The sequence below is a fragment of the Deinococcus multiflagellatus genome (assembly GCF_020166415.1).
Lineage (GTDB): Bacteria > Deinococcota > Deinococci > Deinococcales > Deinococcaceae > Deinococcus > Deinococcus multiflagellatus.
In genome coordinates this window covers 235,740-253,249 of record NZ_JAIQXV010000003.1, presented here as the reverse complement: position 1 = coordinate 253,249, position 17,510 = coordinate 235,740, and the positions used below count along the sequence as shown (strand labels likewise).

The 17,510-nt window shown below is 71.8% G+C and carries 17 protein-coding genes; 6 read left to right on the top strand and 11 right to left on the bottom strand.

The genetic code is table 11. The annotated features are described in order from the left end of the window. Window positions 1–20: 20 nt before the first annotated feature. The 6 genes from K7W41_RS06320 to K7W41_RS06295 form a co-directional block, all read right to left on the bottom strand. The gene (locus K7W41_RS06320) at window positions 21–863 is read right to left on the bottom strand and encodes a hypothetical protein (RefSeq protein WP_224605850.1); all 843 of its coding nucleotides are present in this window, start codon (window positions 861–863) and stop codon (window positions 21–23) included. A gap of 62 nt (window positions 864–925) precedes the next feature. Continuing rightward, a complete protein-coding gene (gene deoD / locus K7W41_RS06315) occupies window positions 926–1,633 on the bottom strand; it encodes a purine-nucleoside phosphorylase (RefSeq protein WP_224605847.1) in 708 nt (235 codons plus the stop codon). A 183-nt stretch (window positions 1,634–1,816) separates the two neighbouring features. Beyond that, entirely contained in the window at window positions 1,817–2,998 is a 1,182-nt protein-coding gene (locus K7W41_RS06310; protein ID WP_224605844.1) for an alanyl-tRNA editing protein, read from the bottom strand. A gap of 36 nt (window positions 2,999–3,034) precedes the next feature. Next, window positions 3,035–3,502 (bottom strand): Rrf2 family transcriptional regulator, encoded by a 468-nt coding sequence (locus K7W41_RS06305; protein WP_221089755.1) that lies wholly within the window; start codon window positions 3,500–3,502, stop codon window positions 3,035–3,037. A 10-nt stretch (window positions 3,503–3,512) separates the two neighbouring features. Continuing rightward, window positions 3,513–4,367 (bottom strand): DUF1028 domain-containing protein, encoded by an 855-nt coding sequence (locus tag K7W41_RS06300; protein ID WP_224605841.1) that lies wholly within the window; start codon window positions 4,365–4,367, stop codon window positions 3,513–3,515. After that, entirely contained in the window at window positions 4,364–6,511 is a 2,148-nt protein-coding gene (locus tag K7W41_RS06295) for a putative bifunctional diguanylate cyclase/phosphodiesterase (protein ID WP_224605840.1), read from the bottom strand. Before K7W41_RS06295 ends, K7W41_RS06300 begins: the two co-directional genes overlap by 4 nt. A gap of 111 nt (window positions 6,512–6,622) precedes the next feature. Between K7W41_RS06295 and pyrF the strand changes: the two genes are divergently transcribed. Continuing rightward, complete coding sequence (gene pyrF, locus K7W41_RS06290) at window positions 6,623–7,423, top strand: orotidine-5'-phosphate decarboxylase (protein ID WP_224605837.1); 801 nt, start codon at window positions 6,623–6,625, stop codon at window positions 7,421–7,423. A 46-nt stretch (window positions 7,424–7,469) separates the two neighbouring features. Here pyrF and K7W41_RS06285 read toward each other — a convergent pair whose 3' ends face one another. From K7W41_RS06285 to K7W41_RS23675, 5 genes are all read right to left on the bottom strand, one after another. Further along, window positions 7,470–8,600, bottom strand: coding sequence for an FAD-dependent monooxygenase (locus tag K7W41_RS06285; RefSeq protein WP_224605835.1), 1,131 nt, complete (start codon window positions 8,598–8,600; stop codon window positions 7,470–7,472). Continuing rightward, window positions 8,597–9,241, bottom strand: coding sequence for a TetR/AcrR family transcriptional regulator (locus K7W41_RS06280; RefSeq protein ID WP_224605833.1), 645 nt, complete (start codon window positions 9,239–9,241; stop codon window positions 8,597–8,599). Before K7W41_RS06280 ends, K7W41_RS06285 begins: the two co-directional genes overlap by 4 nt. A gap of 36 nt (window positions 9,242–9,277) precedes the next feature. After that, window positions 9,278–9,628 carry a DUF6463 family protein gene (locus tag K7W41_RS06275; RefSeq protein WP_224605831.1) on the bottom strand — a complete coding sequence of 117 codons (351 nt, stop codon included), beginning with the start codon at window positions 9,626–9,628 and terminating at the stop codon, window positions 9,278–9,280. A 390-nt stretch (window positions 9,629–10,018) separates the two neighbouring features. Next, on the bottom strand, window positions 10,019–11,227 hold the full coding sequence (locus K7W41_RS06270; protein WP_224605829.1) for a cysteine desulfurase-like protein: 1,209 nt from the start codon (window positions 11,225–11,227) through the stop codon (window positions 10,019–10,021). Between the two features lie 232 nt (window positions 11,228–11,459). Beyond that, the gene (locus tag K7W41_RS23675) at window positions 11,460–11,981 is read right to left on the bottom strand and encodes a YdeI/OmpD-associated family protein (RefSeq protein WP_224605828.1); all 522 of its coding nucleotides are present in this window, start codon (window positions 11,979–11,981) and stop codon (window positions 11,460–11,462) included. A 160-nt stretch (window positions 11,982–12,141) separates the two neighbouring features. On the opposite strand from K7W41_RS23675, the gene K7W41_RS06260 reads away from it, so the two are divergent. From K7W41_RS06260 to xth, 5 genes are read left to right on the top strand one after another with little or no spacing between them, the layout of a single operon-like run. Then, window positions 12,142–12,405, top strand: coding sequence for a hypothetical protein (locus K7W41_RS06260; protein ID WP_224605826.1), 264 nt, complete (start codon window positions 12,142–12,144; stop codon window positions 12,403–12,405). 3 nt (window positions 12,406–12,408) lie between these two features. Further along, window positions 12,409–14,514: a transglycosylase domain-containing protein gene (locus K7W41_RS06255; protein WP_224605824.1), complete on the top strand. Its 2,106-nt coding sequence runs from the start codon at window positions 12,409–12,411 to the stop codon at window positions 14,512–14,514. 22 nt (window positions 14,515–14,536) lie between these two features. Then, window positions 14,537–15,223, top strand: a complete 687-nt coding sequence (locus K7W41_RS06250) for a VWA domain-containing protein (protein WP_224605822.1) — start codon at window positions 14,537–14,539, stop codon at window positions 15,221–15,223. Continuing rightward, window positions 15,220–16,728, top strand: coding sequence for a hypothetical protein (locus K7W41_RS06245; RefSeq protein WP_224605820.1), 1,509 nt, complete (start codon window positions 15,220–15,222; stop codon window positions 16,726–16,728). Before K7W41_RS06250 ends, K7W41_RS06245 begins: the two co-directional genes overlap by 4 nt. Next, a complete protein-coding gene (gene xth / locus K7W41_RS06240) occupies window positions 16,725–17,510 on the top strand; it encodes an exodeoxyribonuclease III (protein WP_224605818.1) in 786 nt (261 codons plus the stop codon). The genes K7W41_RS06245 and xth overlap by 4 nt, the downstream gene beginning before the upstream one ends.

The following is a 17,510-nucleotide window of genomic DNA, read 5'->3' as shown; positions in this document are numbered from 1 at the left end:
CGGTCCTGAACGTGGCTGGACTACGCTTCCTGCCAGTGCGGTTCCGGGGCGTCTGGTTCGTGCGCCTGCCCGGCCAGGGTGTCCAGCCAGCCCCGCTCCAGGGTCACGGCCCAGGACTCGCCCCAGGGCAGGGTGAACAGCGTGGCGCTCAGGGTGACGCGGCGCCTGGGCTGGTCCAGGGTGGTCAGGGCCTGCCGCTCGCCAAACAGGGGTGGCTGCGCGCTCCAGCCCTGCGCAGAGGCTTCGGCCAGCCAGTGGGCAAAGGCGGCGCGCAGGTCACTGCCCGGGGCCAGGAGAAGCAAAAAGGAACCCGGATCGCCGGACCAGCGCTGCCCCGGTGGGGGCGAAAGCCACAGGGTGCCGGGGACCTCGCCATCTGGGTAAGGCAGCCAGCGCAGAGGCTGAGGGCCGTGTGGCCCCAGCGAGTCCACGATCAGGGCGCGGTCTGCCCCCACCCGGAAGGCCTGGGGCCAGGGCGCGAAGGCCAGACTGCCCAGCGGCAACGGCGCCAGGGCCGCCCCCAGGGCCGCCATCGCCGCGCCCCAGGCCGACTGGCGCGCGGCCCAGTCGGTGGGCAGGTCCAGCAGCACGGCCTCTTCCCCACGCCGCCCGGCGCGGTACAGCCCCAGCGGCTGCACCCCGGGCGGCCACACCACGCCTGAGAGCGCGGCTGGCACGTCGCCCAGCCGCTTCATACGCCGGGGGCTGGGGGGAAAGAACGCCGGGCGCCACAGCACCGACAGGGCAAAGCGCAGGCGGGCCAGCCACGACCAGCGCAGCGGCGTGCCCACAGCCACCTGCCCCAGTCTGCCCTGGGCCGCGTCGCCGGGATACATGAACGTCCACTGTCCCTTCTTGCCCATGCGCCCAGCATAAAACCGGGCCCCAGCGGCACGCGGGGCTCGGCTGTTCGGCTGTCTGCCCTTTACTCGCCCAGCGCGGCGTCCAGCGCAACTTCAATCATGGCGTTGAAGGTGAGCTGGCGTTCCTCGGCGGTGGTTTCCTCGTGGGTGACGAGGTGGTCGCTGATGGTGAGCACCGTCAGGGCCTTTACGCCGTGCTTGGCGGCCAGGGTGTACAGGCCCGCCGCTTCCATCTCCACGGCCAGCACGCCGAACTGCGCCCACTGCTGGTACTGCTCGAACTGGTCCTGGTAGAAGGTGTCGCTGCTCATGATGTTGCCCACATGGGTGGCGTGGCCGCGCTCGCGGGCAATCTGGTAGGCGCGCAGCAGCAGTTCAAAGTCGGCGATGGGCGCGAAGTTCTTGTGCCCAAAGCGGATGTTGTTGATGTTGCTGTCGGTGCAGGCCGCCTGCGCCAGCACGATGTCGCGCACATGCACATGCTCCTGGTAGCTGCCCGCCGTGCCCACGCGGATCAGCTGCTTGCAGCCGTAACCGGTGATCAGTTCGTGCACGTAGATCATGCTGGAAGCAATGCCCATGCCGGTGCCCTGCACAGAGACGCGCTTGCCCTTGTAGGTGCCGGTGTAACCGTGCATGCCGCGCACGGTGTTGTGCAGCACAGGGTTGTCGAAAAAGGTTTCGGCAATGTGCTTGGCGCGCAGGGGGTCGCCCGGCAGCAGGACGGTTTCGGCAATCTGGCCGGGTTCGGCGTTCAGGTGAAGACTCATGGCCCCCAGGCTACCAGGGGTCATGCGGCCCAGACGTCCCCCGGCGGCGGGGTCAGGCGGGGTGAAATTCCGAACCCCATTGGGGAGCGCGCAGGGATGCTTCGCCATCGCCGTTGCCCCGAAGTATTCATGCCTGCTCTGCGGGTCCGCTCACCCTCGGTGCCGGCCCACCTGCGTTGTGTATCAGCTGGGCAGGAGGGCGCGCGCCGCGTCCAGAAAGGCCGCTGGGTCCGGCGTGCTGCCCTGCGCCAGATCGGCCCGGCCACCGCCCTTGCCCCCGGCCACCGCCAGCGCCGCGCGCAGCAGCGCCGAGGCGTCCACCCCAGGCGCGGCGCTGCCCACGCCGCAGCGGCCCTCTGGGGTGGTTGCCAGCACCACGTGGCCGAGCGGCAGGTCGCCCAGGGCGGCCAGCAAACCCGCCGGGCTGGGCAGGCTCACCACGCGAAGGGTCAAGTCGCCACGAGGTTCCGCTGGCGCCGCGTCCCGCAGGGTATGGGCCTGGGCAGCGTGCAGGGCGGCCAGTTCAGCCTGCAGCGCCCCGGCCTGTTCACGCAGGGCCTGCACACGCTCTGGCAGGCGCTCCACCGGCACGCTGAAGCCCTGCGCCAGCGCGCGGGCCTGGGCATACACGTCCCCCAGGTGGGCGCTGGCCTCCTCACCCGCCATGAAGGTCACGCGCGTCACGCCGCCCTTGATGCGCTCGTGGCGCAGCACGGCCACGGGGGCCGCCATGCTGGCGCGGGGCACATGGGTGCCGCCGCAGGCACTCACGTCAAAGGGTTGACCCTGGGCGTCACGGAAGATCACGAGGCGCACCTCACCGCGCACCGCCGTCTCGCGGCGCAGGGGGTAACGGTTCAGGTCACCCTCGGGCACCACGGGCGTTTCCAGGGTCAGTTCGGTGCGGCCCAGGGTTTCGCGCAGCAGGGTCTCGGCGGCGCGGATGTGGCGCTCGGCCGGGTCGCCGTGCAGGTCCAGGGTGCATTCGGGGCCCGCCATGTTCACGGCCGCCACGGTAAAGGCCGGGTTCACGCGCAAGAACGCCTGGGCCAGCAGGTGCTCGCCGCTGTGGCGCTGCATATGGCGCCAGCGCCGCGCCTGGTCCACCTCGCCCTGCACGGCCGCGCCCACGGGCGGCACGTCACCGGCCAGTGGGTGCCAAATCAGCCCGGTGGCCTTGTCCTTGCGGCCCCCCAGCACCCGGGCCTCGCCCCCGGGCCAGCGCAGGGTGCCAGTATCGGCCGCCTGCCCACCGGCTTCGGGGTAGAGGGCGGTGGCGTCCAGGGCCACCTCTGATCCCTGCACCTGCGCCACCTGGGCCGCGAACGTGAACAGCGTGCTGTCGTGGTAAAGGGGGCGGGTCATGGGGGCCAGGGTAGCGCCCAGAGCAGAAGGGCGGCGCTAAGCGTTGGGCTTGAGCAGGTGACCCAGGCAGTGGCCGTAACTGACGCCCTGGCGGGCATCGGTCACGAGGTCCTGCACGCTGAATTCCTGCAACACGCCCAGCATGGCGTCGCGCATGCGGGTGTAGACGGTGTTGCGCACGTGGCAGCGGGCCTCTTCCACACAGGGTTCGTGCCAGTTGAGGCTGATACACGACAGCGGCGCCACCGGGCCGTCTATGGCGCGCACGACCTCGCACAGGCTGATCAGCTGGGGCTTGCGCGCCAGTGCGTAGCCGCCGCCAATCCCCTTTTTGCTTTTCACCACGCCCTTGGCGCTCAGGGCCGCCAGAATGCGCACCAGGTAGGGCCGGTGCACGCCCGTGGCCTCGCTGATCTCCTCGCTGGACACCCAGCGTTCGGGGAGCTGGGCGCCCAGGAATCCCAGCGCCTGAAAGGCGTAGACATCGGTGGCGGACAGCCGCATGGGGCGCAGTCTACCCCGGGTAACGGCCCTGCAGGTACGCCAGGGCCACTGGGTCCACCTGGCCGCCCGCCACCCAGCGCTCTTCAAGGTTCTCGGTGCCGTACAGGGCCCAGGCCGCCGCCTCGGTCTGCTCATCCCAGGCGCCGGCCGGCAGGGTCTGGGCGTAGCCCTGGCGCCGCAGCAGGGCGCGCAGCCAGTCCAGTTCGGCCGCCGTGAAGGGGCGCGTGTGTGCGGGGCGGGTGAACAACAGGTCGTGCAGGTCCAGCAGCCGCGCCAGTTCAGCGCAGGGGTCAGCGTGGTCGTCGGCGCGCAGGTTCACCCAGTCGTCGGTCAGGCCGCCGTAGCCGCGCCCCGGGCCCGCACACAGCAGCGCCGCCGACTGCCGCCCGCGCCGGTCCCCACCCGCCCGGTCCCCCGCCACCAGGGCCGAGAGCAGGCGCCGGGGCAGGGGCAGCCCGGTGCCCGCTTCCCAGGCCTCGCGCATGACCGTCACCACCTCTTCGCCCGTCAGGATGTTGCCCTGAATGGCCACGTCGGGCCCAGCGAAGCCACCGGCCCAGTCGTGGCACCCGGGCCCGGTAAAGGTGGCGCTGTGCCCCGAAGCCGACACCAGCCCGAACTGCCGCTGCCCGATGTCGGGGTCCTCGGCCTGAAACTGCGCCGACACCTGCTGGGGGTCCAGGCCCGCCGCAAGGCGCCGCAGCCCTTCAGGACCAAAGGTGGTGTTCACGTAACTCTGGGTGGCCACCGCGCCCACGCCGCCCTGCACAAAGGGCACCAGCGCCCCCACCGCCAGGAACTTGCTGGCCACCGCCACACCCAGGTCACCCGTGCGCGGATCGCGCCCCACGATGGAAAAGGTCATGACGGCAGTGTAGGGGGTGCGGCCAGCAGCGCGGCGGCCTGTTCGGGCGGCAGGGGCCGGCCCAGGGCGTAGCCCTGCACCGCGTCGCAACCCAGGTCGCGCACCCAGCGCACCTGCTCGGGGGTCTCGGCGCCCTCGGCCAGCACGCACAGGCCCATCACCTGCCCCAGCGCCACCACCCCCTGCACCAGCCGCCGTTCCAGCGGACTGTCCAGCGCCTGCACAAAGGCGCGGTCAATCTTCAGGGTGCTCACCGGAAACGCCTTGAGGTGACTGAGGCTGGAATAGCCAGTGCCAAAGTCGTCCAGCGCCATGCGCACCCCCAGGGCCGCAATCTGGGTGAGCACCTCGGCCGCCCGCGCGGGGTCAGTCAGCAGGGCGCTTTCGGTGAGTTCCAGTTCCAGGTGCGCGCCGGCCACGCCGCTGTCGGCCAGGGCCCGGCGCACCTCGTCCACCAGGCCGGGCGACGGCAGCTGCGCGGCGGCGAGGTTGACCGCCATGCGCAGCGGCCGGCCGGTCTGGGCCTGCCAGCGCCCCAGTTGCGCGGTGGCCCCGCGCAGCACCCACGAACCCAGCGGAACAATCAGGCCGGTACGCTCGGCCACCGGCAAAAAAGCGCCCGGCGAGATCAGGCCGCGCTCGGGGTGGCGCCAGCGCACCAGGGCTTCAAAGCCGCTGACCGTCATGGTGCGCAGGTCCACCTGCGGCTGGTAATGCAGTTCCAGTTCTCTGCCGCTGGCCAGGGCCCGGCGCAGGTCGTGCTCGTACTGCAGCGCGGGGTAACTGGGCGCAGCGGCCACCGACCACCCCAGGCCCGCGCCGGTGCGCTTGGCCTCGTACATGGCCTCGTCGGCCCGCAGCAACAGGGCGTCCACCGCCGTACCGTCACGGGGCGCGCAGCTGGCCCCCACGCTGACTGCCGGGGCCAGCTCGTGGCCGGCCACCTGCAGCGGGCCTTGCAGCGCAGCAAAGAGGCGTTCTGCGCAGGGCGCGGCCTCACTGTCGGCGCGCAGCGGCGCGGCCAGGGCAAACTCGTCGCCGCCCAGCCGGGCCGCCACCCCCCGGGCGGGCAACGCGCGCAGCAGCCGCCCGGCCATCGCCTTGAGGTACGCGTCGCCCGCCGCGTGGCCCAGCGTGTCGTTCACCCACTTCAGGCGGTCAATGTCCAGAAACAGCACCAGCACCGCCGGGTGCCCGGCGCCTAGCAGCTCGCCCAGCCGCGTCAGAAAAGCGCGGCGGTTGGGCAGGCCGGTCAGGGGGTCATGCAGCGCCAGGCGGGCCAGGTGTTCGCGCTGCGTGCGGCGCTCGGCACTCAGGGTGGCCACCACCAGGGTGGTCAGGGCCAGGGTCACCATCAGCAGCTGTACGTCCAGGCGCTGCTGGGCCGGGGCGTCACTCCACCACACCAGCACGGTGATGCCCGCACTCATCAGCAGCGTGCCCAGCGTGACCACCCCCAGGGGCTGCTGCAGGGCCAGCCACAGCAGCGGCAAAAAACACAGGTACAGCACCTGCAATCCGTGGGCCACCGCCAGCCCCAGCACCAGCGCCAGGGTCAGCGGAATGGCCAGCAGCGGCAGGGCGGCCCCCGCCACGCGCGCCCACACCGCCGGGGGCTCTGGGGCGCGCCGGGCCGCCCGGGCCCCCAGCAGCAGCGCCGGGGTCAGGGCCATGATGCCCACCAGATCGCCCACCCACCAGTTGAGAATGGCCTCGGCCCACGGCGGCGAGCTGAGGGTGCCGTTCAGGCGCAGCACCGACACCGTGCCCATCGCCGCCAGCCCAGAGGTGAGCACCGCTGCGGTGGCCAAGCGGGCCACATCCCGCAGCTGCACCGGCCCGGTGCGCCAGCCCGCGCCGCGCCGCAGCAGGGCGCCGCCCAGGGTATACACCGCCGTGGTGACCACCGCCGCGATCAGGTCCGGTGGGTGGGGCGACAGCAAGGCGCCGCCCACCACCATCGTCAGCAGCACCCACGGGGCAGACCGGGGGCCATAGGCGGTCAGGAACGCCAGCACCAGCCCGGCGGGCAGGTACCACGCCGAGAGGCCGCGCGCGCCCTGAAACAGCAGAGCAGTGGCCTGCAGCGCGAGGTACAGCGCCAGAAACAGCGCAGCGGGCAGCAAACGAACACGGACAGGCACCTTGCACCTCCCGGCAGGCGACGGTCCCAGCTGTGGGGCCAGACCACGTCCATTGTATGGACCCGGGAAGGAGCGCACCTCTGGGCAGGGGCCATGTTAGCCTCGGGCCCGATGACCTTTGCGCAGGCCGTGACCGACCGCACCCGCCGCCTTGACACCCGCCTGTGCGTGGGCCTGGACCCCCGTCTGGAGGCCTACCGGGACCTGGACCACCTGCGCGCCCACACGCTGGACGTGCTGGAGGCCACCGCGCCCTACGCCGCGTGCATCAAGCCGCAGCTGGCCTTTTACGAGGCGGCGGGGCTGCCCGGGCTGGCGGTGCTGCAGGAAGTTTGCGCCGCCGCGCGCACGCTGGGGCTGCCGGTGCTGCTGGACGGCAAACGGGGCGACATTGGCTCCACCGCCCAGGCCTATGCCCAGGGCTGGCTGGGCGGGGACCACGCGGGCTCGGCGCTGACGGTCAATCCCTTCCTGGGCTTTGAAACGCTGACGCCCTTTGTGGAGACCGCCCGCGCCCACGGCGGCGCGGTGTTCGTGCTGGTGAAAACCAGCAACCCCGGGCAGGCCGACCTGCAGGGCCACGGGGTCAGCGAGCGCGTGGCCGATGAAGTGACGCGCCTGAACGCCCAGGAGGACGGCGAATACGCCAGCGTGGGCGCGGTGGTGGGGGCCACCCATCCGCAGGATCTGGCCGCCTTCCGGGCCCGGCTGCCCCGGGCGCTGCTGCTGCTGCCCGGGTTGGGGGCGCAGGGGGCAGGCGCGGCAGGGCTGGCCCCGGCCTTCGATGCTGGCGGCACCGGGGCGCTGGCGAGTGCCAGCCGGGGGGTGCAGTACGCCCGGGGACTGGAGGTGGCCGCGAGTGTGGCAGCGGCCCAGGGCTTCCGCGACGAGCTGAACCGCGCCCTGGCCTGAATGGCCGGCGCCAGGGCTGGGGGGGCGGCCTCTCTCCCGTCTGCGCTCAGCCGTCCAGATGGACGCTGAACAATCCCTGGCTGGCGCGCTGCGCGGCGGCCGCTGGGGTGAGGCGCATGGCCAGATCCCGCAGGGCGCGCAGCGCGCCGTCTTCCAGCTGCCCAGCCTGCCCCACCCGCCGCGACTGGCGTTGCACCGCCTCCACCCGGGGCCGCCGCAGGGCCTCGGAGCGGGCCAGGGCCGCCGGCACGTCAGCGGTGGCCGCCAAGTGTTGGCCCAGCACCCAGGCGTCTTCCAGCGCCATCGCCGCCCCCTGCCCCAGATTGGGGGTCATGGCGTGCGCCGCGTCGCCCAGCAGCGTGACGCAGCCCTGGCCCCAGCGGCGGAGGTGAACTTCATGGATATCGGTGCGGATGACCGGGGCGCCGGGCACAAGGCGCGCGAGTACGGCGGGGACCGGGCCACCGAAGGGCGCCGCGTGGGCCAGCACTTCGGCCATGGTTCCGGGCGGCCTCGCGACCTGGGGGGGCTGCTCCGGGGCGTTGACGGTCAGGTAACCGTAGGTCTGGTCTGGCCCAATCGGCACCAGCCCCAGGCGGCAGCCCCGGCCCCACAGTTCGGTGGCCTGGGCCGGGCCCGGGCGGGGCACCACAAAGCGCCAGCTGGTATAACCCGCGTAGCGCGGCGCCACGGCCCCGAACAGCAGGGCCCGCACCGAGGAGTGCAGGCCGTCGGCCCCGACCACGGCGCGGCACCGCTGAACCGTGCCGTCGCTGAGGGTGACCTCCACGCCTGCCCGCTGCGGGTGCAGCGCGCGCAGGGTGGTTCCCAGGAGCAGTTGCCCCTCCAGCCCCTGGGCCAGCACCCGCTGCAGCGCCGCGCGGTGCAGCCCCACCGCCCCGCCGGACGCCGTGTAGGACAGGGTCTGCAGTGGCCGCCCCGCATCAGTGGTCAGCTGGGCGCCGCTGAGCGGGTGCCCGGCGGCGCGCACGGCATCGCCCAGTCCCAGCCGGTCCAGCACCCGCAGTGCGTTGCTGGCCAGAATCAGGCCCGCGCCCACCGGCCGCAGGACCGCTGCGTTCTCGATGACCCGCACGGGCACGCCCTGACGGGTCAGCGCCTGGGCCAGCGCCAGCCCGCCAATGCCCGCGCCTACGATGAGCACCGGGGCCGTCATGCCGGGCCCCCGGCCACCGCGCCGGCCTGCAGGGCACGCCACTGCAGGGCCAGCAGCGCCGCCAGTTGCGCGCGGGTGTTCGCCAACGTGACTCCGCCCGACAGCCACCCCACCAGACACGCCTGATACAGCGAAAAGAGGGCAAAGGCAGCGGTCTGCGGGTCCAGATCGGCGGTCACCTCGCCGGCCTGCTGGCGAGCCCGCAGCAGGGCGGCCAGCTGGGCCACGAAGGCGTGGCCCTGTTCCAGTTCGCGCACGCGCCAGGGGCTGTCATGAAACAGCACCAGCCGCAGAAAATCGCTGGCCAGTGCCGGCCGCGCCTCGTAAAAGGCGAAGAAGGGGTCGAACAGCCCGGGCAGCACCTGTGACAGCGGCCCGGTCAACCGCTCCGGGGCGAGGGCCTCCTCGATGGTATGGGCAATCACGTCATGGAAAACCATCAGCAGCAGATCGGCCTTGTCGGTGGCGTAGCGGAAGACGGTGCCGGCCGCCACATCTGCCTCGGCGGCAATCTGCCGGATGGTGGTGGCCTCGTACCCCTGCGCGGTGAACAGGGTCAGGGCGGCGGCCTGGATGCGTGAGCGCTTGTCCTGCTTGTGGCGCTCGCGGCGGCTGGGGGTGTCGGGGCGTGGGGACGTCATGACGCGGCTTCTGGGGGTGCCACACGGACCCGGGCCTCAGCGGCCATCAGCAGGAGTGCCGGCACCAGATTCAGCCAGAAGCCGCTGATGGGCGCCAGGATGAGCTGCAAGACCGTCACCCAGGCCCGTGCCGGGCACTGGCCGTCTTCCCTCGCGGGCGGCGGCCAGCACCCACAGGCCCCAGAGCGCCTGCACGCCCGCAAAGCTGCCCAGCGAACTCCAGAACGCGGCGTGGCGCTCCGGCTGCGGCGGGCCCCACGGCCCACCGATCATGCCCAGCAGACCGTCCGGCGCCAGTGTTCGCAGCCCCGGCAGCACGCTCCCCAGGGCCAGCACCATGTGGCCCAGCGCCACCACAATCAACAGCCGTCCCGCCCAACGTTGCATAGCCTCTCCTTTAGTGAACATGATCAAAAATGAACACGTTCATTTTTAAAGGGGTAGCTGAGTCGGGGCCAGGAAAAATGTCCCCTTCGACTGCAGAGGGGACATTTGAGAGCCCTGCTCCTCAGCCGGCACTTCGCTGAGAAACAGAGCGACAGAGAAGCTCGCCAGTGACTAATCCCGGCGTAAGAAGGCGGCTCTCCCTCGTGTCAGACGGACGTCGTTCATTTCAGAACCATGCCGGGCTTCATTCCCGGTACGCCAGACCAATCGCCCTACATAATGGTGCGAATCGTTTTCAAGTCCGACAAAGGGGAAGGGGTGAAACAGCGTGTTTGTCGAGCAGCTCCGCACAGAATTCCGAAACTGTTCGCACCATCGTTAGAGCCCTTCTCAATCCAGCGCAGCCAGCAGGCGCTCAATCTCGGCCTCGCTGGTGTAGTGGGCGATGCTGGCGCGCACCACGCCTTCGGGGTACAGGTCCAGATCTTTCAGCGGCTGCACGGCGTAGAAGTGCCCGGCGGCCACGTCCACGCCACGTTCGCTGAGGCGCCACGCGGTCTGTTCGGGGGTTTCACCGCTTAAGCGGAAGGCCACGGTGCCCACGCGGCCCGCCAGCCCCTGGGGGCCGTAAACCGTCACGCGGTCATGGGCCAGCAGGCCGCGCAGCAGCCGGGCCATCACCGGGGCCTCCAGGGCCTGAATCCGCGCCGAGGCACTGTCCAGGGCGGCGCGGGTCAGCTCGGCGTGGCCGCCCAGCTCGCGCAGGTAGTCCAGGGTGCCCAGCCAGCCGGCCAGCAGCTCGAACTGCGGCGTGCCGTGTTCCAGGCCCGTGATGTCGCCGGCTGGCACAAAGTCCAGGCGCGACCAGGGCAGGGCGGCCCTCAGCTCGGGGCGAATCCACAGCGCGCCCAGATGCGGCGCCCACACCTTGTAGGGGCTAAAGGTCAGGAAGTCGGCACCCAGCGTCTGCACGTCGGGGAAGGCGTGGGGGGCGGCGTGCACCGCGTCCACCATCATCCAGGCCCCGGCGGCGCGGGCCAGGGCGGTGATGGCACTCAGGTCCGGGGTCACGCCCAGGGCGTTGCTGGCGGCCGTGACCGCCACCAGCCGGGTGCGCGGCGAGAGCAGGGCCGCGAGGTCGTCCAGGTGCAGGGTCATGTCGGGCTGCCGGGCGTGCCAGACCTTGACGGTCACCCCCACCCGCTGCAGTTCGCGCCAGGGACTGGCGTTCGATTCGTGCTCCAGGCCGCTGAGAATCACCTCGTCGCCGGGGCCCCACAGCCGGGCCAGGGCCACCGCCAGCCGGAAGGTCAGGGCCGTGGCGCTCTGGGCCAGGGCCACGTCCTCGGGGGCGGCGTTCAGGAACAGGGCCGTGGCCTCGCGGGCGCGGGTTTTCAGGGCCAGAATCTCGCGCCCCGGCTGGTGCCCCGGCATGGCGTTGGTGGCCCCATAGCGGGTGAGGTGCTCGGTGACCGCGGCAATGGACCGCGCGGGCAGCAGACCGCCCGCCGCGTTGTCCAGGTAGGCGCGGCCACGCGCCAGGGGCGGAAACTGGGCGCGCAGATCGTCGCGGGTGGGCAGGGAAGCAAGGGCCGTCATGGCCCAGAGTTTAGGGCCCAGCGTTCAGGGGCGTCGGCGCGCTGGGCATGAGGAGACCAGATTGTGGTCATGGTGAGGCGCCTGACCTCCTACGGATTCCAGATCACCCGTGACCGCCCCTGCGCTTCGGTGCGTCCACGCCTCCCCGTTGTTCCTGCTCTGCTGCGCCGCTCTGCGAGCCCTTCCGGTCGGATTCACTCGTTCCTTCCTCACTGACTAATCGGAATCCTTATCACTCCATCACCCCAAACGGCTTGTTCTGCCGGGTTTTCGCCACAAAATGGCCCAGGCGCTTCTGAAACTCGGCGGGCCGACCCCGCATCTCCTCGATATAGCCAATGCGGATGCGGCGGTAGTGCTCGGAAAACGCCTGATAGTGCCGCCACACCACGGGGTCAGCTTCCAGCGCGGCCTGAAGGTCCGGGGCCAGCTCCACCGGGCGCACGGTCAGGTCGGGTAGTGCGGCCCGGCCCGCTTCGGTCATGCGGCCCTGATCAATCAGGCGGCGGGCGCGGGCCTTGTTCAGTTCGGTCCAGTGGCTGCCTTTGCGGCGTGGGGTAAAGCGCTGGGCCAGTTGCGCCTCGTCCAGGCGCTTGGCGATGCCGTCAATCCAGCCAAAGCACAGCGCCTCTTCCACGGCCTCCAGGTACGACACGGCGCGCGCCGTCCGGCCCGTGACCAGCCAGATCTCCTTCGCGCTGGCGTGGTGGGCCTCCAGCCGGCGCCGCCACTCGGCCCGGCTGGCTGGGCGCACCTGCTCGCTGGGTCTCCACGGGGGGCACCTCCTGGGCCCCAGGGTAGGCGGGGGCAGCGCAGCGGGCCGTCAGCACGAGCGCAGAGCTGGGCACTTGAACGCCCGTCCACTCCTCCCAAGGTGGGATGCAGGCCTCATGCCGTCCCTCTATGCTGCCGCCATGAGTTTCGTGCGCAAACCCCGGCCCTATTCGTCGGGTCTGCCCTCTGGCCCGCTGCCGCCCGTGCCCCGGCCACGCCCCGAACGCGCCGCCCGGCGACTAGGGACCCGCCCTGGGTCCACCTGGGCAGGCGCGGTCACGGCCCTGGCGGGGCTGGGCGCCCTGCTGGTGCTGCTGGTGGGCCTGTCGGGGCTGTGGAATCAGGTGGCGCGCGACTGGCAGTTTCGCTCGGCGGCGGCGGGCGTGCTGGACGTGGTGCGCTGAGTGATGCGCACGCTCTGGCGCCGCTGGCGCAATCCCTGGCCGCGCACGCCCTTTGTGCGGCGCCCCGAGCCCTGGACCCTGGGCCGCCTGCTGCGCGCCGGGCTGGCGGGGGTGGGCGTGCTCACCCTGGGCACGGTGGCCCTGGGCCTGGGCGGGGCCATCAGCACCGGGGCCCTGGGGCGGGTGTGGAACCTGCGCTCCGAGCTGCAGCCCATTGAGGTGCAGGACCGCCGGGGCGAGCCCCTGGGCGTCATTGACCACTGCCAGGAAGGCAACCTGACCAACGCCGTGCCGTGCCGAGAGTCCCTCAGCGTGCCCCTGAGCGGCGTCTCCCCCGCCTTCCTGCTGGCGTACGTGGCCAAGGAGGACGTGCGCTTCTTCTCGCACGCGGGCGTGGACCTGGGGCGGCTGCCGCGCGCCCTGCTGACCGGCGCGGGCGGCAGCACCATCACCATGCAGCTGCTGAAAAACAGCGTGCTGGCCGGGCACTTTGATTACGACACCGGGCGGCGCGGCCCCGGGCTGACCCTGCGGCGCAAGGCCACCGAGTTCGTGCTGGCCCCGCTGGTGACGTGGCGCTACGGGCGGCGCGAGGTGCTGGCCATGAGTGTGAACAGCCTGCCCTGGATTGGCATTGGGCAGCGCAAGGGCATCTATGACGCCTCGCAGGCGGTGTTCGGGGTGGAACCGGCAGACCTCACGCTGGCCCAGAGTGCCTTTCTGGTGGGCCTGCTGCCCGCGCCGGGCCGCTACCTGGTGGCCGAGGACACCCCGCCCGAAACGGCAGCGGCCCGCTTCCGTTGGATGCGCCGCCAGCAGCTGCTGACCCTGAACATCCTGCGCGGGCGCGGCCTGATTGGCGAGGACGCCTACCGCGCCGCCATAGGCACGCCGCTGCAGCCCCGGCTGTGGCAGGTGACCTACGCGGGGGGCGGCTCGGACCTGCGCGTGGTGTCGGCCCGGCGCAACCCCGCCTACGACCAGACCCCCGAGCCCGCCTGGGCCCTGCAGGCGCTGGTGCGGCGCGAACTGCGCTTAGGGGGTCTGGACCCGCGCCGGGTGGGCCGCGTGGTGCTCACCCTGGACGCCCGCGCCCAGGCCGCGCTGGTCTCGCGCCTGACCGGCGACGCACGCGAGGGCAGTGTGGCCGAGGGCGCCGCGATTGTGGACGTGCGCGGCGGCGGCATTGTGGCGCTGGCCAGTAGCACGGGCGGCCTGCAAAGCAGCGACCCGGGGCGGCAATGGGCGGTTTCGGCGCAGCGGCCGGTGGCCAGCACGGTCAAGCCGCTGCTGTACGCGCAGGCCTTTGGCGACGGCCTGACCCAGCTGAGCACCTTCCCGGACCGGCCCACCCGTTACGCCGGGCAGGCGGTGCGCAATAGCAGCGGCGCCTTTCTGGAGCGCGCGGTCACAGTGCGCGAGGCCAACGCCCGCTCCCTGAACACCGTGGCCGTGCAGGTGGGCACCCCGCGCGAGGACGGCCTGCGCCGGCTGCTGCTGGGCCTGGGCTACCGCCCGGACCCCGAAAACCGCTCCAGCCCGGCCCTGGGCACCTTCCGGGCCGCGCCGCTGACCGTGGCCGCCGCCTACGCCAGCTTCGCCGGGGGCGGACAGCTGTGCCCGCCGCACCTGCTGGCCGAAGCCTATGACCGCGCCGGGCGGCCCCTTCCGCTGCCCCGCGCCGAGTGCGCCCCGCTGTGGGACGAGGTGGTGGCCTACGAGACCTTTGACCTGCTGACCGGCGCCGTGAACGACCGCGCCTCGCATGTGCCGTTTCTGCGCGCCACGCTGGCCCAGCGCCTGACGGGCCGCGCCGTGCCTCTGGGCGCCAAGAGCGGCACCACCGACGACGTGAACGATACGTGGTGCGCCGCCGTGACCCCGCAGTACGCCATGGCCGTGTGGCTGGGCGATCCAGCGGGCGAGCGCAGCGTGCCCGTGGCCCTGTACCGCCAGCAGACCGCCTGCCGCGAGGTGGCCCTGCTGCGCGACCTTCCCCACGACCGCCAGTCACTGAGTCCGCCGCCCGGCATCACCCGGGTGGGCGGCGCCGCTGTGCCGCTCGCTGGCCTCAAGCCCCGCAATCCCGCGCCCCCGGGCGCGCCCTGAGCGCCCTTTTTCGAGGTTGACCATGTTGCCACTTGCCCTGCTCCCCCTGCTTCTGCCCGCGCCCGCCAGTGCTTCTAATCTGCTGGGCCTCTCCACGCCGCCGCTGCACCTGACCGTGGCGGTGGACATGACGGGCAGTTCCAAGAACCCCGCCTACAAGTACGCCGATCAGGCGCGGCTGCTCTCGCAGAGCGTGCTGCTCAACCAGCTGCGCTCGGGCGATACCCTGACCCTGCTGCGCATCTGCGACGGGGTGCAGACGGTGGCCGATTTCCAGTTCAATTCTAGAAACGGTGCCCGCATGGCCCGCGCGGACATCCTGCGGTACACGGGGGCGCTCACCAAGCCCTGCACCGGCAAGGGCAGCGCCATCACCGCCGGGCTGGCCCAGGCTGCCAAGCGCGGGAGCCAAACGGCCGGGGTGGGCGACGTGGTGGTGCTGTTCACCGACGGCGCCCTGCTGGACGATCCGAAGCGCGCCGCCTTGGGCAGCACGGTCAGCGGACTGCTGAAGCGGACCGAAACCCGCGCCCTGTTTGTGGCGGGCCTCAGCCCCGAGCCGGGCGCGGGCGGGGCTTCTATCCGCGACGCGTTCGTGAAGGCGCTGGGGAATGCGGCGCGGGACAAGCGGCTGCTGCTGGCGGGCGCCTACGACCTCTCGAACGTGTACCCCACCTTTGCCAACGTGGTGAAGGGGGCCCGGCGATGAGCCGCCACCCGGATGACCACCCCCTGCCCCCAGAGATGCGCCCCCTGTCGCGCGTGACCCTCAGCGGGCCCGACCTGGGCGACGTGAATCTGGAATTTGCCGAGGAGGCCCCGGCGCCGCCCCCGGCCGAAGCGGCGGCCCCACCCCCGCCGGCCCCCAGTGACCCGGGCGAGTTCGACCCCCGCACCTACGAACCTGCCCTGCCCCGCCCCGAGCCCCTGGCCGCCGAGGGCTTCATGCCGGTGCTGACGCCTTCGCACTTCAGCGACCTGCTGGCAGACCTGCGCGGCGAACTGCAACTGGTGCCCGATGACGCCTCGCGCGCCGCGCTGAATTCGCGGGCGCGGCTGCTGGCCCTGAACGTGGAGCAGTACCGGGTGAACTTCGAGTTGGCCCGCACCACCCTCAACCGGGTGCTGGCCGAAACCGGGGTGGGCGTGCGCACCAGCTGGGCGCGGCAACAGGAGCACCTCGCGTTCATGAATGCCGCCAGCAGCGGCGTGGAGCGCGCCTACGAGCAGGCCACCGCCGCCATTGAGCAGGCGCGCGCCGAACGCTTCGAGGCCCTCAGCCGCGCCGGGGTCCGGCCCGACACCGCCACCGCCGAGGACTTTTACACCCAGCAGGCGGTGACCGGGCTGGCCGCCGAGGGCCACGCTGTGCGGCCCCCGGAACAGAAGAGTGCCTCCAAGCGCGTGTTCAACGGCTTTGCGGTGTTCAGTAAGTTCTTCGTGGGTCTGATCAGCGGCGTGTCCATCAACCTGCTGTTCAACCCCGAGTCGCGCCTGTACCTGACCGTGATCGCCCTGACCGCCGGGGTGATGTTCAGCGTGCTGCTGCTGTGGCTGGTGGACGAACTGGCCTACCGCGCCAAGCTGGCCGCCAGCACGCCCGGCATGGCGCGGCCCGGGGCGTACATCGGCGGGATCGTGCTCGTCACGGCGCTGTACCTGGGCGTAGAAGGCTACCTGAACTGGGACGGCATTCTGCGCACCACCCAGGAAATCGCCGCCAACGCCGCGCAGCAGGGCCAGCTGACCGACCTGAGCGCCGCGCCCGAGGGCCCCCAGACCCCACAGCACTGGTCGCTGCTGGTGTTCACCCTGGCGCTGGTGGGTATGGCCGCCGGGGCCGCGCTGATTCAGGGCCGCGAGCGGGCCAGAACCGTGCTGGAACGCGAACGGCTGGCCGCCCGCGTGGCGGCCCTGAAGGCCCAGGGCGGCTGGCACGAGGCCGCCCGCGCCGCCGACCGGGTGGCCTACCTGGAAGCGGCCCGCGACCGCCTGAGCCCCCCACGCGACGTGACCAGCCCCGATCACGCCCGCCTGAACGAGCGCGTGCTGAGCCACTGGGAACAGGAACGTGACGGTCAGGTGCAGGGCGTGGCCGCCGCCCTGCTGCGCGAGGCCCGCGCCCTGCAGGACACCCTGGAAGAGTTCGCCGCCCAGGTGCAGGCCGCCCGCTTTCCCGCCCCCCGCCGGGGACTGCGCCGGCTGCTGGGATGAGCGGCCACCTGAAGCTGGCCACCTGGAATGTCAACTCGCTGCGGGTCCGCTTGCCGCAGGTGCTGGCGTGGCTGGAGGCGCAGGCGCCCGACGTGCTGGCGCTGCAGGAAACGAAGCTGGAAGACCCACTTTTTCCGCTGGCTGAGCTGGAGGCACTGGGCTACCACGCCGCCTTTTCCGGCCAGAAAACCTACAACGGCGTGGCGCTGCTCTCGCGGCAGCCGCTGGAAGATGTGCAGGTGGACGTGCCGGGCCTAGCGGACGACCAGCGGCGGGTGCTGGCCGCCACCACGGGCGGGGTGCGGGTGGTGTGCCTGTACGTGCCCAACGGGCAGGCCCTGGATTCGCCCAAATACACCTACAAGCTGGACTGGCTGGCCGCCGTGCGCGACTGGCTGGCGGCCGAGGTGGCGAAGCATGACCGCGTGGCCGTGATGGGCGATTTCAACGTGGCCCCCGAAGACCGCGACGTGCACAGCCCGGCGCGCTGGGCCGGACAGGTGCTGGTGAGCGAGCCCGAACGGGCGGCCTTCCGCGCCCTGCTGGCGGTGGGCCTGCACGACGCCTTCCGGCTGCACGACCAGCCGGGGCGGGTGTTCAGCTGGTGGAACTACGGCCGCCTGGCCCTGGCGCGCAACTGGGGCCTGCGCATTGACCACATTCTGGTGTCGGCCGCCCTGGCCGCCGAGTGCCAGCGCTGCGTGGTGGACACGGCCCCCCGCCACCACGAGCGCCCCTCTGACCACGCGCCGGTGGTGGCAACCTTCCGCAGCCCGGGTTAA

Bases quoted from the DNA above. Each gene is read 5' to 3' on its own strand.
- K7W41_RS06320 (WP_224605850.1), bottom strand. From the start codon at position 863: ATGGGCAAGAAGGGACAGTGGACGTTCATGTATCCCGGCGACGCGGCC.
- deoD (WP_224605847.1), bottom strand. From the start codon at position 1,633: ATGAGTCTTCACCTGAACGCCGAACCCGGCCAGATTGCCGAAACCGTC.
- K7W41_RS06310 (WP_224605844.1), bottom strand. From the start codon at position 2,998: ATGACCCGCCCCCTTTACCACGACAGCACGCTGTTCACGTTCGCGGCC.
- K7W41_RS06305 (WP_221089755.1), bottom strand. From the start codon at position 3,502: ATGCGGCTGTCCGCCACCGATGTCTACGCCTTTCAGGCGCTGGGATTC.
- K7W41_RS06300 (WP_224605841.1), bottom strand. From the start codon at position 4,367: ATGACCTTTTCCATCGTGGGGCGCGATCCGCGCACGGGTGACCTGGGT.
- pyrF (WP_224605837.1), top strand. From the start codon at position 6,623: ATGACCTTTGCGCAGGCCGTGACCGACCGCACCCGCCGCCTTGACACC.
- K7W41_RS06285 (WP_224605835.1), bottom strand. From the start codon at position 8,600: ATGACGGCCCCGGTGCTCATCGTAGGCGCGGGCATTGGCGGGCTGGCG.
- K7W41_RS06280 (WP_224605833.1), bottom strand. From the start codon at position 9,241: ATGACGTCCCCACGCCCCGACACCCCCAGCCGCCGCGAGCGCCACAAG.
- K7W41_RS06275 (WP_224605831.1), bottom strand. From the start codon at position 9,628: ATGCAACGTTGGGCGGGACGGCTGTTGATTGTGGTGGCGCTGGGCCAC.
- K7W41_RS06270 (WP_224605829.1), bottom strand. From the start codon at position 11,227: ATGACGGCCCTTGCTTCCCTGCCCACCCGCGACGATCTGCGCGCCCAG.
- K7W41_RS06260 (WP_224605826.1), top strand. From the start codon at position 12,142: ATGAGTTTCGTGCGCAAACCCCGGCCCTATTCGTCGGGTCTGCCCTCT.
- K7W41_RS06255 (WP_224605824.1), top strand. From the start codon at position 12,409: ATGCGCACGCTCTGGCGCCGCTGGCGCAATCCCTGGCCGCGCACGCCC.
- K7W41_RS06250 (WP_224605822.1), top strand. From the start codon at position 14,537: ATGTTGCCACTTGCCCTGCTCCCCCTGCTTCTGCCCGCGCCCGCCAGT.
- K7W41_RS06245 (WP_224605820.1), top strand. From the start codon at position 15,220: ATGAGCCGCCACCCGGATGACCACCCCCTGCCCCCAGAGATGCGCCCC.
- xth (WP_224605818.1), top strand. From the start codon at position 16,725: ATGAGCGGCCACCTGAAGCTGGCCACCTGGAATGTCAACTCGCTGCGG.